At 69.1% G+C, this 14598-nt stretch carries 9 protein-coding genes and 1 tRNA gene; 9 read left to right on the forward strand and 1 reads right to left on the reverse strand.

Annotated features, from left to right (window positions below):
- The 8 genes from P5G52_RS16945 to P5G52_RS16980 all read left to right on the forward strand — a co-directional run bounded on the left by P5G52_RS16945 (position 1) and on the right by P5G52_RS16980 (position 13416).
- Entirely contained in the window at positions 1-972 is a 972-nt protein-coding gene (locus P5G52_RS16945; RefSeq protein ID WP_301229707.1) for a 4-(cytidine 5'-diphospho)-2-C-methyl-D-erythritol kinase, read from the forward strand.
- Between the two features lie 29 nt (positions 973-1001).
- Positions 1002-2816 (forward strand): ABC-F family ATP-binding cassette domain-containing protein, encoded by a 1815-nt coding sequence (locus P5G52_RS16950; protein WP_301229709.1) that lies wholly within the window; start codon positions 1002-1004, stop codon positions 2814-2816.
- A 5-nt stretch (positions 2817-2821) separates the two neighbouring features.
- Positions 2822-3943, forward strand: a complete 1122-nt coding sequence (locus tag P5G52_RS16955; protein ID WP_301229711.1) for a glycoside hydrolase family 26 protein — start codon at positions 2822-2824, stop codon at positions 3941-3943.
- A gap of 171 nt (positions 3944-4114) precedes the next feature.
- A complete protein-coding gene (locus P5G52_RS16960; RefSeq protein ID WP_301229713.1) occupies positions 4115-6295 on the forward strand; it encodes an Hsp70 family protein in 2181 nt (726 codons plus the stop codon).
- Positions 6296-6297: 2 nt separating this feature from the next.
- The gene (locus P5G52_RS16965; RefSeq protein ID WP_301229715.1) at positions 6298-8412 is read left to right on the forward strand and encodes a helix-turn-helix transcriptional regulator; all 2115 of its coding nucleotides are present in this window, start codon (positions 6298-6300) and stop codon (positions 8410-8412) included.
- A gap of 114 nt (positions 8413-8526) precedes the next feature.
- Positions 8527-9963 (forward strand): IniB N-terminal domain-containing protein, encoded by a 1437-nt coding sequence (locus P5G52_RS16970; RefSeq protein WP_301229717.1) that lies wholly within the window; start codon positions 8527-8529, stop codon positions 9961-9963.
- Positions 9964-10051: 88 nt separating this feature from the next.
- Positions 10052-11908, forward strand: coding sequence for a dynamin family protein (locus tag P5G52_RS16975; RefSeq protein WP_301229719.1), 1857 nt, complete (start codon positions 10052-10054; stop codon positions 11906-11908).
- Positions 11905-13416, forward strand: coding sequence for a dynamin family protein (locus P5G52_RS16980; RefSeq protein ID WP_301229721.1), 1512 nt, complete (start codon positions 11905-11907; stop codon positions 13414-13416). The genes P5G52_RS16975 and P5G52_RS16980 overlap by 4 nt, the downstream gene beginning before the upstream one ends.
- 64 nt (positions 13417-13480) lie before the next feature.
- On the opposite strand, the gene P5G52_RS16985 is transcribed toward P5G52_RS16980, so the two are convergent.
- Positions 13481-13939 carry a hypothetical protein gene (locus P5G52_RS16985; RefSeq protein ID WP_301229723.1) on the reverse strand — a complete coding sequence of 153 codons (459 nt, stop codon included), beginning with the start codon at positions 13937-13939 and terminating at the stop codon, positions 13481-13483.
- A 556-nt stretch (positions 13940-14495) separates the two neighbouring features.
- Between P5G52_RS16985 and P5G52_RS16990 the strand changes: the two genes are divergently transcribed.
- Positions 14496-14567, forward strand: a tRNA-Gln gene (locus P5G52_RS16990).
- The last annotated feature ends 31 nt before the right edge of the window (positions 14568-14598 follow it).

A 14598-nucleotide genomic window follows, 5' to 3' on the forward strand; every position in this document is an offset into this window, starting at 1 on the left:
ATGGTCTCGGGCAGAACAGTCGACATCCGCTCCGGCGCGCGCTCGGTGCGCGTGAAGGCCCCCGGGAAGATCAACGTCGCCCTCAAGGTCGGCCCGCCCCGCGAGGACGGCTACCACGGGATCGCCAGCGTGTTCCTCGCGGTGTCCCTCTACGAGGAGGTCACCGCCACCGAGGCCGCGGGCAGCGGCATCAGTGTGACGGTGAACGGGCAGGGCACGCTCAACCTGCCCGCCGATTCCATCCCGCTGGACAGGACCAACCTCGCGGTGCGTGCCGCCGAGCTCCTCGCCGACGTCAGCCCCGGCCGGACCGGCGTGCACCTCGACATCACGAAGCGCGTGCCCATCTCCGGCGGTATGGGCGGCGGCTCGGCGGACGCCGCTGCGGCCCTGCTCGCCTGCGACGCCCTCTGGGGCAGCGGCTTCTCGCGGGACGAGCTGGCCAAGATCGCCGTCGACCTCGGAGCCGACGTGCCGTTCGCGCTCGTCGGGGGCACCGCCGTCGGACTGGGCGTGGGGGACCAGCTCACCCCGGCCATCTCGAAGACGCCCCTGCACTGGGTCCTGGTGACCTCGGAGTACGGGCTGTCCACCCCGGAGGTCTACCGCACCCTTGACGAGATCCGCCTGCGCGACGGCGTGGACGCCGATCCCCAGCCCTCCATCGACCCAGCGATCCTCGGCGCCATGCGCGCCGGGGACGCGCTCGGCCTCGCTCCGCTGCTGCACAACGACCTCCAGCAGGCCTCGCTCGAACTCGCGCCGGCATTGGGCGATATCCTTGACAGGGGAAAGGCCGCCGGTGCACTGGCCGGCATCGTGTCCGGTTCCGGTCCCACCATCGCCTTCCTGACCCAGAGCTCCGGCCACGCCGCCGAGCTGGAGACCCTCCTCGAGTCCGAGGGACTGCAGGCGGCGTCCGTGCACGGTCCGGCGCACGGGGCTCGGATCACTACAGACTTCGCGGGCTGACGCCCGTTCCAACCGAAAGCAGCATCTCCTTGGCACACCTCCTCGGCGCGGAAAACCTCAGCGTCGCCTTCGTTACCCGCACCATCCTCGACAACGTGTCCCTCGGCCTCGAGGACGGCGACCGCATCGGCATGGTCGGCCGCAACGGCGACGGCAAGTCCACCCTCATGCGACTGCTCGCCCAGCGGAGCACTCCCGATTCCGGCCGCGTCACCAAGCGGCGCGATGTCTCCGTGGGCTACCTCGACCAGTCGGACGTGCTCGACGGCGACCTCGAGGTGGGCCAGGCGATCGTCGGCGACCAGGCGGACCACGAGTGGGCCTCCAATCCCAAGATCCGCGACGTCATGGGCGGCCTCGTCTCCGAGGTCGACTGGCACGCCAGGGTGTCCTCCCTCTCCGGGGGGCAGAAGCGGCGCGTGGCCCTCGCCAAGCTCCTCATCGGCGACGACGACGTCATCATGCTCGACGAGCCCACCAACCACCTCGACGTCGAAGGCGTGGCCTGGCTGGCCACCCACCTCAAGCAGCGCTGGCGTGCCACCGAGGGCGGCCTGCTCGTGGTCACCCACGACCGCTGGTTCCTCGACGAGATCTGCAACCACACGTGGGAAGTCCACGACGCCATGGTGGACGACTTCGATGGCGGTTATGCCGCCTACGTCCTCGCGCGTGCCGAGCGGGACCGGATGGCCTCCGTGGTCGAGTCCAAGCGCGTGCAGCTCGTCAAGAAGGAGCTCGCGTGGCTGCGCCGTGGTGCTCCGGCTCGGACCGCCAAGCCGAAGTTCCGCATCGAAGCGGCCAATGAGCTCATCGCGGACGTCCCCGAGCCGCGCGACTCCCTCGCCCTCAGCAAGATGGCCATGTCCCGGCTCGGCAAGGACGTCCTGGACCTCGAGGACGTGAGCCTGACCCTCGACGACGGCGAGGACCGGCAGCTGTTCAACAAGATCACGCTGAGGCTGGCGCCGGGCCAGCGCCTTGGGCTCGTCGGGGTCAACGGATCCGGGAAGACCACCCTCCTGCGGCTCCTCAACGGAGAGGTGAAGCCCTCGGCCGGCAAGGTGAAGAAGGGCAAGACCGTCCAGACCGCCGTGCTGTCGCAGGAGGTGCGCGAGCTCGACGACGTGAGCAACAGCCGGGTCATCGAGGTCATCGAATCCGAGAAGCGCGTCTTCGCGGTCGGCGGCAAGGAAGTCTCCGCGAGCCAGCTGGTGGAGCAGCTCGGGTTCACGAACGAGAAGCAGTGGACGCGGGTCAGCGAGCTCTCCGGCGGTGAACGACGGCGCCTCCAGCTGCTCCGGCTCCTCGTCGGGGAGCCCAACGTGCTGATGCTCGACGAGCCAACCAACGACCTCGACACGGACACTCTGTCCGCGATCGAGGACGTCCTGGACGGCTGGCCGGGAACCCTCGTGGTGGTCTCTCACGACCGCTACCTGCTGGAGCGCGTCACCGACAGCCAGATGGCGCTCCTCGGCGACGGCAGGCTGCGGGACCTGCCCGGCGGCGTCGACCAGTACCTCGAGCTGCGCAAGGCGGCAGGTCCGCTGACGGCCACCGGGAGCGCCGCCTCACCCGCCATCAGCGGCGGATCCACGGGGAACTCCTCCGAGGCGGAGCTGCGGCAGGCCCGCAAGGACCTTGCCCGCATCGAGCGGCAGATCACCAAGGTCGACGCGCAGAAGGGCAAGCTGCAGGAGCAGATGAACGACGCCGGCGCGAAGCCGGACGCCGACTTCGAGCACATCTCCGGCCTCAACCTCCGCCTGCAGGAGCTGCAGGCGGAGATCGAGGACCTCGAGGCCCAGTGGATGGAAGCCGCAGAGGTCCTGGGGGAGTAGGGCCCATGCCGGCGACTGGAAGGACGCCCGGAATACGGAGGGCTGTCCTGGTCCTGGCTGCGGCGCTCATCGCCTGCCTGGCCGTCGTCCTGTTCCTGCCCGGACAGCAGGACAGGCAGGAGGGCAGGCAGGAGAGCGGGTCGGAGGACGGCCAGACGAGCGGACGGCAGGGCGGGCAGGAGGGGGCGTGCGGGAACGCGGACGGCGGGCCAACGGCTGTCGGTGCCCTGCCTGCTCCCAGCGGTCCGGGGCTTGCCGGTCTTCCAGCCATCAGCGGAAAGCGTCCCGCCTTCGGGATCGCGACGGAGGGCGGGTTCGGTTTGCCGGGGCAGTGGGACGAGGTCGCCATCGCCCTGGGTGAGAGCCCGTCCCTGATCATGGCCTACTCGAACTTCACCGAGCCCGTGCCCTGGGCCGGCCTGGAGGCAGTCGCCGCCCGGGGCGCCACGCCCGTCGTGACGTGGGAACCCTGGGATCCCGCAACGGGTCCGGACCAGACGCGCTTCGCGCTGAGCACCATCACGGCGGGTCACCACGACGCGTACCTGCAGCAGTGGGCCGGTGCCCTACGGGCCTACGGCAAGCCGGTCCTTCTCCGCTTCGCGCATGAGATGAACTCCCCCTGGTACCCCTGGGGAGCCGATACCAACGGCAATGCGCCCGCCGACTACGTGGACGCGTGGCGCCACGTGCATGACCTGTTCGCCGACGCCGGCGCGACCAACGTCTCGTGGGTCTGGAATCCCGAGGCTCCGGCCTGCGACTCCCTGCCGCTGAAGGCCTTCTACCCCGGCGACGGGTACGTGGACGTCGTGGCGCTGGACGCCTACAACTGGGGCACCACGCGGGAGAACGAGGCGTGGCGCAGCGCGCGGGAGCTCTTCGCGGAAGGACTGCGCCAGCTGCGCGAGGTGGCTCCGGGCATCCCCATCGTGATCGGCGAGACGGCCTCGACGGAATCGGGCGGATCGAAAGCGGAGTGGGCGGAAGGGCTGGTGGCCTACCTCGCGGCGCAGCCCGACGTCCAGGCGTTCATCTGGTTCGACTACCGGAAGGAGTCCGACTGGCGCATCGACAGCAGCGACGCCTCACGCGACGCCCTGAGGTCGGCCCTCTCCGCGCGATGACATCCCCTCGTTCGCATCCGGGCCATCAACGGGCGCCGACCCTCGCTGCCTCAAGCAAGTAGTCCTGCAGAGAAGACAAGTAGGGGGTGTGCGAGAACACTCTCGTTTTGCCCGATGCCGTCCTGTTAGCTGGGAAAGAGTGGTCAAAGACGAGCATGACGTGGGGAATCTATGAGCTACGGTCTTGGGATCGATGTAGGAACCATCTTCACGGCCGCCGCTGTCGTCCGTGCCGGCACCTCCGGGCCGGACACGCCGCAGATCCTGCCGCTGGGAAGCCGGTCCGCATCGATTCCGACGGTCGTCTTTCTCGGGGAGGACGGCACCCGGCTGGTCGGTGAGGCCGCAGAACGCCGCGGGCTCTCGCAGCCGGAATGCGTCGCCCGGGAATTCAAGCGACGGATGGGCGACGACGTCCCCTTGATCGTGGGCGGCAGGGAGGTCCTGCCGGAAGAACTCTTCGCTGCCGTGGTCACGTGGGTGGTCGAGGTGGCCACCGAACGGGAGGGCGGACGTCCCGACGTGGTCACCCTGACACATCCCGCGAGCTGGGGTGGGCACAGGACGTCCCTCCTGACGCGGGCACTGGGCGAGGCGGGCATCGGCGACGTCGTCCTGATGACCGAGCCCGAGGCGGCCGCTCTCTCGTACGCCTCGCGGGAGCACGTCGCCGACGGCAGCACCCTCGCTGTCTACGACCTGGGCGGCGGCACGTTCGACGCGACGGTCGTCCGGAAGACCGACGCGGACTCCTTCAGCGTCCTCGGGGTTCCCCAGGGGCTCGAACGCCTCGGCGGGGCTGACTTCGACCAGGAGATCTTCCACCGCGTCCTCGACAGCGCCAAGATCCCCACCGCGGACCTGGACCCAGCCGACCCCGACGTCGTCGCGGCACTCAATCGCCTGCGCAGGGAGTGCGCCGAAGCCAAGGAGGCGCTGTCATCGGACTCCGAGGCGACCGTCTCCGTGATGGTCCCCGGAACCCACTCCTCCGTGCGCCTCGTGCGGTCGGAGTTCGAGGCGATGATCGAACCCGCCCTCGCCGAGACGATCGACACACTGCATGCGGCCCTCGAGAGCGCGCAGGTCAGCGCTGAGGACCTGACCGCGATCCTGCTGGTCGGCGGATCGTCGCGGATTCCGTTGGTCGCACAGCTCCTGTCCGGCGAATTCGACCGCCCGCTCGCCATCGATCTGGACCCCAAGGCGTCGGTTGCCCTCGGTGCGGCCTTCGCAACAGCCGCCCTGGAGGACGCCCCCGACCAGGAAGCAGCAACTGCTGCCGGTACTGCTGCCGGGACTGCTCCCGAGGGCGTCGCCTCCGACGGCCCGCACGGGGCCACCGCGGGCACCAACGCGGCCGGATTCGGATTGCCGTCCAGGGTTCCTGCGCCGCGCCACGGACCGGCGGCCATGGCGTCGAACAAGCGGCTCGGACTGCGCGCCGGGGCCATCGCGGCAGCCGTGGCGTTGCTGGGCATCGCGACCGCATCAGCCACCAATTCTCCCAATCCGCTGGCAGCCCTCTCGGCGCTGGCGGGGGACCCGCGGGCAGAGGCGGCCGAGGCGCCCGTGACCGCTGAGGCAACGGAGGGTGCCACCAATCCTGCGGAGGCAGACGGCATCGAAGGGATGCTCGGGCCGTTCGTCGCCCCTGGTGACAGTTCGAACTTCCTGGACCGAGCGGGAATCCTGGTCTCGGAACCAACGGCAGCGGGGGCGAAGAGCGCAGAAGCTGGTTCTTCCGCCTCGCCCGAGCGCACGAGCCGGACCACGAGCAAAGCTACGGGCGCTGCAGGTCAGGGAGCCAAGACCTCCCAGGAGTCGCCCGACAGTACCCCGCTGGGGAACGGCCCGGCACCGGCTCCGTCCTCCTCCGCAGCGGCCCCTCCCGGTGCTGTCCAGAAGCCGGGCACGAGCCCGGTCGACCCCACGCCGCCGGTTCCCTTCCCGCCGTCGAGTCCCACTCCGACCCCCACGGGTCCCCTCCCCGAGGTTCCTCCGTCGGACCCCGCTCCGGAGCCCACCCCGGACCCGACTTCTCCACCGGAACCTCCCGTCACAGACCCTCCGGTGACGGAGCCTCCTGTCACAGAACCGCCTGTCACAGAACCGCCTGTCACAGAACCGCCTGTCACAGAACCGCCGGTCACGGAACCTCCCGTCACGGATCCCACCATCCCACCGCCTGTGCCTGACCCGACCGTAGGCGCCACGACACCACCTCCCTCGCCGGGACCTCTGCCAAGCAGCACCGAGCCTGCTCCCGCGCCGACGGCGGGGGAGCTTCCTCCCCCGGATCCGGCGCCCACGGGCGAGGTTTCCCCGTCCTACGCCGCGCCGGAGTCCTGATCATGGTCCGCAACTATTCCGAGACAGCCGTGCGCCCGGTACCGGCCACCCCCCACCTCGACCTGGATGCTGCGACCTACGAAGTCGTCCTCGCCCTGTGCGTCGGGTTCTCGATACCAGGCCTCGTTCCTCCGCTGCTGCACAGTGAGGGCGCGCCGCCCGGGCAGCTGGTGGACCGCGCGAAAAACGCCGGAGCGCTGCACACCGACGGACGGCCCTCGCCGGAGCTGCGCGCTGCCGTCCTGAGGGACGCCGACGTGCACCAGCTGCGACGGCTGCAGCGTGCCCTCGTCGATGCGTACTGTGCCGAATCACTGCCACTGGGCACACTCGCGCGTCAACTCGCTGCGGATGGTTTCGTGGACGAGCGCCTCGCGCGCGTGCTCGATGACAAGGGAACCGCCCTCCTCGGCTCTGATCCCGGCGACGCTCTGGAACTGCTCGAGCTTGCGGTCGGCGCCGGTGCGGACGCACTGTGCACGGCGCCGCGTCGGGCCGAAGCGGCGCTGGGCACCGGCGACCTGGATGCCGCCTCCAGGATCCTGGACACCTACTTCGGGCATCAGCCCCCTGATGCCGGCCTGGCGCTCCCGGATTTCGCCCGGGCGGTACGCGTGTCCTGCGCGCTGTGGGCACACCGCGGCATGATGTCCCGTGCGGCGGACGTGCAACGCTGGGCGGCAGGGCTGCGTCCACCAGGGACCGATCCCCTCGGTGCGGTGGCACTCCTGGCCGCAGGTGATGCCGTGGGAGCGCAGTCGCTGGTCGAGGGCGGAGCTCCCGCGCCGTCCCCCTCACTCCACGACGTCGGGCACATGCTCCTGGCTGAGGGAGCCCTGCTCTCCCTAAGTCCCGAACCCCACGGCGCCCTGCCCATGCTCATCCGTGCCTCCGACACCGTGAACGCGACCCGGACGGCCGTGCCGGCTCCCGATATGCCTGCCGGCTTCGCCGCGACCGTCGCGCTCCTGGGCGGCAGCGCGCAGACGGCGCTCTCCGTGATCCAGGCGGCCCTGGTCAGTGGCCAGGGGGGCCACGTCGCGCGAACGCGTCTGTGCCTCCTGGGCGGCTGGGCGGCCATGCTCCTCGACCAGCCGGCCCTGGCGCGGACGTTCATCGCTGAAGCAGCGGTGCACGACCAGAAGCCCATTCCCCGCGACGAGTTGCTGCTGCAGGCACTCGAAGTGGGACTGGCCAGGCGGGCAGGGGACGCCGCCGCATTGGTGCACGCGTGGCAAGGGGCCCGTGAGGCATTGCTGCACGTGTCCGTGGACCTGCTGACCGTCCTGCCCCTCACTGAACTCGTCGTCGCGGCGGCCCGGCTCCGTGATCTCGAGGGGCTCAAGCCACACCTCGAAGAAGCCTGGCTGCTCCTCTCGAAACTCGGGAATCCCCCTCTCTGGTCCGTGCCTGTGCAGTGGTCGGCGGTGCAGGCCGGCCTCCTGCTCGAGCGGCCGGACTACCTGGCTCCGCATGCCGCTGCGATCGTACGCCAGGCGAGGATCTATCCACTGGCGGCCACCTTCGCGGTCGCGGGCAAGGCCTGGGTGTCGGTCCTGGCCGGACGGTTCACTGTCGACGCGGTCGAGGCTGCTGCGGTGGGCCTCGGAGCCGCGGGTTTCGGCTGGGAGGGAGCGCGGCTGGCGGGACATGCGTCAGCGCGGGCGGCGGACCGCAAGGACATGACGCGGCTGCTCTCCTGCGCCCGCGACCTGCGCCCCGCTCGTGAGCGGGTGCCGGAGCCGGCCGGACCCCGGCGGGAAACTCCGGACGAGCACGCGCGCACCGTGGCGCGGTCCGACGGAGCGGGCGGCGTACGTGCCGCTTCCCGGGACGACGCGCGGCCGCCTGGAGGGCCGGCCCTCAGCGGACGGGAACGCGAGATCGCGCAGTTGGTCCTCCGGGGACGGACGTACCGGGAGATCAGCGAGGAGATCTTCATCTCCCCCAGGACGGTGGAGCACCACGTCGCGCGGATCCGGCGCCGCCTCGGGGCCGGGTCGCGCTCCGAGTTGCTGGCGCGGCTCCGCCTCTCACTCGACCCGGCCGCCGGCGGCAGCACGACACCCGGGGGTGCTCCCATCAGGACCCCTAACGGAAGCAGCCGAAACCCCTAATGGGCAGCCGCGGTTAGGGGTGGAACTACCGATGCCGTGGTACCACCACCGCTCCTACTTTGAGAACATGCCAGGCAGAGCCGCCGGCGAACCCACACACCGAAGGAACATCGCATGACTACTCTCGCTTCAGACCTCCTCGATTTCCTCATGAACCTCTTCAACGACCAGGAAGCGGCCAGCGAATTCATCAGCGACCCGGAGGGAGTCCTTGCTGCCGCGGGCCTCGGCGATGTCTGCATGGACGACGTCGACGCGGTCATGCCCGTGGTCATGGATTACGCTCCGGTCACCTTCGGCGGCGGGAACGCCAGCTCGTTCGACCGCAACTACGACACGGGCGGCAACTCTTCGGGCGACGTGACCCCGGGTGTCGCTGTGCCGGTACCTGTGACCCCCGGAACAGGCGGCGGGGTTGTCACGCCGACGCCGGGAGCGCCCTCCACCGGCGGAACGCCGACGCCGGGAACGCCGGGGCCGGGAACGCCTTCAACGGGCGGAACGCCGGGAACGCCTGCCACGGGCGGGGATGACAACGACCACGGGAACGCGGTCCAGCAGATCATGCACGTGGTCAACAACTACTCGTACACCTCCTCCGTCGATGACCGCGACACCATCACGGACCAGTCCGTGAACCAGAACATCTGGGCCAACGGTGACGTCAACCAGATGTTCGACAACGATGCCTTCATCGCCTCGGGCAACGGCGCGGTCGCTGCGAACGGCGACGCCAGGGTCGACAACTCGGTGGACAACTCCGACGACCACTCGCAGGACAACTCCACCAATGTCAGCGCTGGTGGCTCGGCAAGCGTCGCCATCGGGAACACCACCGACTCCTACAACGACAACTCGGACAACTCCGACAACTCCGACAACTCGGACAACTCCGTCTCGGACTCCTACAACGAGGACTCCTACAACGACAACTCGGACAACTCGGACAATTCCGATAACTCCGACAACTCCGACAACTCGGACAATTCCGACAACTCGACGGACAACTCCGACAACTCCGACAACTCGGTCGACACGGACATCGACGCGGACATCGATGTGGACATCGAGGATTCCCTGAACACCGACAACTCGGACAACTCCGATAACTCGGACAACTCGGACAACTCCGACAACTCGATCGACACGGACGTCGTCGTGGAGGATTCCTTCAACACGGACAACTCGGAGACGACCACCGTCACCGACAACTCCGTGGACGCAGACCTCGATGTCGAGATCGAGGACTCGTTCAACACCGACAACTCCGACAACTCGATCAACACCGACGTCGCCGTCGAGGATTCCTTCAACGACAACTCCGACAACTCGATCAACACCGATGTGGCGATCGAGGACGCGTTCAACGAGACGGCGGTCGTCACCGACAACTCCGACAACTCGATCAACACCGATGTGGCGATCGAGGACGCGTTCAACGACAACTCGGAGAACGCATACACCGAGATCGACGATTCGGCGATCTTCGTCGACAACGAGCTGGACGTGGCGGTCGACACCGATCTCAACGTGGAAGACAATAACTTCTAATTCCAGTACGCATCAGGCAAGCCCGACGGGGAAATCTCCCCGTCGGGCTTGCCTGCGGTCTCATTCAATGACGAACGGGGAGCTTTGCATGGACGACCTCATCACGCTCGTGAACAGCGGACTCGGCCTGGTAGCGACCGGTGACCGGGCGGACCTTCGCCAGAGGCTGGATCAGACCCTTGCCCGACTGGCGAATCCCGACATCCGCGTCATCGTGGTGGGGGAGTTCAAGCAGGGCAAGAGCAAGCTGATCAACGCCCTCGTGAACGCCCCGGTCTGTCCCGTCGACGACGACATCGCGACCTCCGTCCCCACCGTCGTCAGCTTCGGAGACCCTGCAAGCGCCGCCGTCCTGGTACCCCGGGAGGGCGGCGGCCCGGAGCAGGACCCTGCAGCGTTCGAGCGCCGGCCCGTCGCGCTCGAGGACATCGCCGGCTTCGTGTCCGAACGGGGCAACCCGTCGAACCGGCAGGGCCTCGCATCGGCGGAGGTCCGGCTTCCCCGGCGGGTGCTGGCCGACGGACTGTCGGTCATCGATTCGCCGGGCGTGGGCGGCCTCGAGTCCGCCCACGCGCTGACCACCCTCACCGCACTGCCCACAGCCGATGCCATGATCCTCGTGTCGGATGCCTCCCAGGAATACACCGAGCCGGAGCTGCGCTTCCTCAGGCAGGCGCAGAGGATCGTCCCCAACGTGGGCTGCGTCCTGTCCAAGATCGACCTCTACCCGCAGTGGAGGACCGTCGCCGACCTGGACAGGGCCCACCTGGCGCAGGCCGGCGTCGGAGCTGTCCAGCTGCTACCCGTGTCGTCGGACCTCCGCCTGGTCGCATCGCAGACGAAGGATGCCGAGCTGAACCGCGAGTCGGGCTTCCCGGAACTCGTCGGCTACCTCAGGAACGACGTCGTGGGCAGGGCGCAGACCCTGCGCAGGAATTCCGTCGCGCAGGACCTGCTGTCCACGACCGAGCACCTGCGCCTGTCGGTGACGTCCGAACTCCAGGCGCTCCAGAATCCCGAGGGAGTACCCGTCCTGCTCGCCCAGCTGGAGGAGGCCAAGGCGAAAGCGGACCAGCAACGGAAGCGTTCCTCACGCTGGCAGACCACGCTCAACGATGGCGCCTCCGACCTGATCTCCGACATGGAGCACGATCTCCGCGACCGGCTCCGCTCGATCCAGCGGGAGGCCGAGGCAGCCATCGACGACGGGGACCCCGGGCCCGTCTGGGACCAGTTCGCGGAATGGCTCGAGCAGCGGGTCGCCTCCGCGGTGTCGGATACGTTCGTGTGGACGAATGAGCGCTCACGATGGCTTGCCGAGCAGGTGGCGGAGCTGTTCGCGCTCGACGAGGTGCCCCTGCCGCTCCTGGAGGTGTCCAGTACCGACGGCGTCCTCGCACCCGTCGAGGAGGTGCCACACCTCGATCCCGGACGCGTCAGCGCGGCCGGGAAGGTACTCATCGGCATGCGCGGGAGCTACGGCGGAGTGCTGATGTTCGGGCTGCTGACCGGCATCATCGGCATGTCACTCATCAACCCGCTCTCGGTCGGCGCCGGCCTGCTGCTGGGGCGCAAGGCCTACCGCGAGGACAAGGATGCCCGGCTCAAGCGCCGCCAGGCGGAGGCGAAAGCCCTCGTCCGGCGGCAGATGGACGACGTCGTCTTCCAGGTGGGCAAGCAGCTGAAGGACCGATTGCGCCTCGTCCAGCGCGAGATCCGCGACCACTTCGGGGACATCGCGGAGGAGCACCACCGGTCGCTCGCGGACTCGGTGGCCGCCGCCCAGCGGTCCGCCTCGACCTTCCGCCAGGAACGCGACGAGCGGGTCACGGCCCTGAAGGCCCAGCTCGCCCGGATCGACCAGCTGCATGCGCAGGCGAAGCGGCTCCTCCCCGACGCTGCGCCGGTTCCGCGTAGATCCGCGGACGTGGGCGCGGGAGCATGAGGGACGGCGGCGCCGTCGAAGCCCTCCTCCTGGAGGCGGTGCAGGTGTACGACGACGACCCGGCGTTGCGCACCGAACTCGAGGGCTATGCACGGCGCTTGCGGGAGCCACTGCGAGTCGCCGTCGCGGGCATGGTCAAGGCCGGCAAGTCCACGCTCCTCAACGCGATCATCGGGGAGGAGATAGCTCCGACCGACACGGGGGAGTGCACCCGTATCGTCACCTGGTACCGCCATGCAGCGACGCCCCGCATCACTGCGTACCCGATGGAGGGGGAACCACGGCTGCTCCCCCTGAGGAGGGTCGACGGCCGGCTCGTGTTCGACCTGGGCGGGCAGCAGGCCGACGAGGTGGCCCGGCTCGTCGTCGAGTGGCCGGCCGAGAACCTGCGCGCCATGACCCTGATCGACACCCCCGGCATCGGCTCGCTCTCCGCCGAGGTATCGGCTCGCAGCACGCAGTTCCTCACCCCGGAGGATGCGCCGTCCGAGGCCGATGCCGTGATCTACCTGATGCGGCACCTCCACGGCTCGGACCTGAAGTTCCTCGAGGCCTTCCGTGACACCAGTGCCGCCTCCTCAGGGACGGTCAACGCGCTCGCGGTCCTGTCCAGGGCCGACGAGGTCGGGTCGGGACGCATCGACTCCCTGATCTCCGCCTCGCGTATCGCCGATCGCTACCGCGCCGATCCGTCACTGAGGTCGCTGGTACTCGATGTGCTCCCCATGGCGGGTCTGCTCGCGCAGAGCGCCCGGACACTGCGGCAGGCCGAGTACGAGGCGTTCGTCGCCCTCGCTGCGCTGGGGAAGACGGAGCGCGAACGCATGCTGCTGTCCGCCGATCGCTTCGTCACAGGAAGCGCCGCCATCGGCATCCCCCCGGAGGACGCAGCGCGGCTCCTGGACCGCTTCGGCATGTTCGGCCTCCGGCTGGGACCCGCGCTGGTCCGCGGCGGCACCAACAACCCGACGGCGCTGGCGCACGAACTCGCCCGGCGCAGCGGACTCGATCACCTGATGACCCTCGTGACGCGGCAGTTCAGCGCACGGGCCACCACCCTGCGGGTTCGGACGGCGCTGACCGGACTCGAGGCGCTGGTCCGCGGCAACCCGCGGGAGGCCGGCGCCGGGCTGCTGGCAGGCGTCGAGAGGGTCAAGGCCAATGCCCACGAGATCAATGAACTGAGGCTGCTGTCTGCACTGCGCTCGGGCGGTGTCCCGCTGCCTGCACGGGTGGCGGAAGAGGCAGAGCGGCTGGTGGGAGGTTCCGGGACCGGCGCTCTGGAGCGTCTCGCCCTGAACTCGGGGGCCGACGTGGAAGACGTCCGGTCAGCCTCGCTCGGGACGCTCCACCGCTGGCGGGTGCTGGCGGAGAACCCGCTGACCGATCGGGGGGCCCTGGAGGCCTGCCAGATCGTGCTCCGCTCCTGCGAGGAACTGGTGGTGCTGGCGGGCTCGGTACCGCAGGGCACCGAGCCGGCACGGGGTCGGCACAGGGCGGCGAGCTGACACCGCGTCAGCGAGCGGGTGCCGGGCCGACACCCGGCTGACGCCGCATCCGCAGGCCCAGCAGTCAGCGCCGGGGACGCCGCTCCCGGAACCAGCGGGCAGCGGGCGGCAGCAGGGTCAGGACGAGGGCCACGACGGCGAGCAGCAACTGGGCCACGGCAAGGTGCGGAACTGGCTGGAACCCGGGGGAGTCGTTGCCGAGGAACGCCAGCACCAGCAGCACGGCGCCTGCATTGAGGACCACCGTTCCGAGGAGCACCCAACGGGCCCAGCCCTGGCCCCGAAGCAGTGGCTCGACCAGCAGCGCCTCGACCAGCAGGACGAGCGCAAATGCCCCCATCGTCCCCCACAGGGCGATCGAGACCACCTCGTCCACCCGGGCAGCGTCCAGCTGGCTGTCGAGGGTGAGCGCGGTCTCCCGGAGATCGTCGAGGTGCGCTCCGCGGTCCAGGAACGCGAAGACGAGCGAGACGGCTCCGGTCACCACGCCGAGGAGCCACAGACCGCCCGCGACGCGGAGCAACGGGGGAGGCCGGTGCCGCCTGACGATAGGCGGCGGAACAGCGTTGGACATCTCCGGCCGGGTAGGACGCATGCTCGTAATGTAGCCTCCGCTGCCGACGGGCTTCAATGGACCAGCCGCAGTTATCCCTGGTTCGGGGTCACGACCTGTGGAAGGGGTGCGCGCACGAGCACGGCTTCGGGGCACCGAGTCCATGCTGCTGCTGCGGGACGGGGCAGATGCAGGCGACACGCCCGCGGAAGATCCTGTCCAGTACCCGGTCGACGAGCCCGGGAGCCACCCCGGGGGAGGAGTGGCCGCAGAAAGGGCAACCGCCGCCTGCGGAGGGAGCGCCAGTCCTTCCGTCACCGTTCCGGCGTGGCGCTGCATGTCGTTCTTGCGCATTGCGCACGGGCGTAACAGCCACAGATCTTCCCCGGGATAGTGGAACAAGGACAGCAATATGCTAGCTGGTCGGTCAATGGCCGGCCCCGCGAAGTCGCTGCCGTCGGAACTCCATGGCAAACTGGATAACCGTGCGCAGGTGCTCCTCATCGGAGGTGCTGCTGCCGCATGGTCCGCCCTGGTGTAACGGCAGCACCCCAGCCTTTGGAGCTGTGGAGTATAGGTTCGAATCCTATGGGCGGAACGGCGCAAGCCCCGGCCACGTGTTCCCCCTG

Origin of the sequence: Arthrobacter burdickii, from assembly GCF_030433645.1 — a bacterium.
GTDB lineage: Bacteria > Actinomycetota > Actinomycetes > Actinomycetales > Micrococcaceae > Arthrobacter_D > Arthrobacter_D burdickii.

Coding starts and splice junctions, on each gene's coding strand:
- P5G52_RS16945 (WP_301229707.1), top strand. CDS start 1: ATGGTCTCGGGCAGAACAGTCGACATCCGCTCCGGCGCGCGCTCGGTG.
- P5G52_RS16955 (WP_301229711.1), top strand. CDS start 2,822: ATGCCGGCGACTGGAAGGACGCCCGGAATACGGAGGGCTGTCCTGGTC.
- P5G52_RS16960 (WP_301229713.1), top strand. CDS start 4,115: ATGAGCTACGGTCTTGGGATCGATGTAGGAACCATCTTCACGGCCGCC.
- P5G52_RS16965 (WP_301229715.1), top strand. CDS start 6,298: ATGGTCCGCAACTATTCCGAGACAGCCGTGCGCCCGGTACCGGCCACC.
- P5G52_RS16970 (WP_301229717.1), top strand. CDS start 8,527: ATGACTACTCTCGCTTCAGACCTCCTCGATTTCCTCATGAACCTCTTC.
- P5G52_RS16975 (WP_301229719.1), top strand. CDS start 10,052: ATGGACGACCTCATCACGCTCGTGAACAGCGGACTCGGCCTGGTAGCG.
- P5G52_RS16980 (WP_301229721.1), top strand. CDS start 11,905: ATGAGGGACGGCGGCGCCGTCGAAGCCCTCCTCCTGGAGGCGGTGCAG.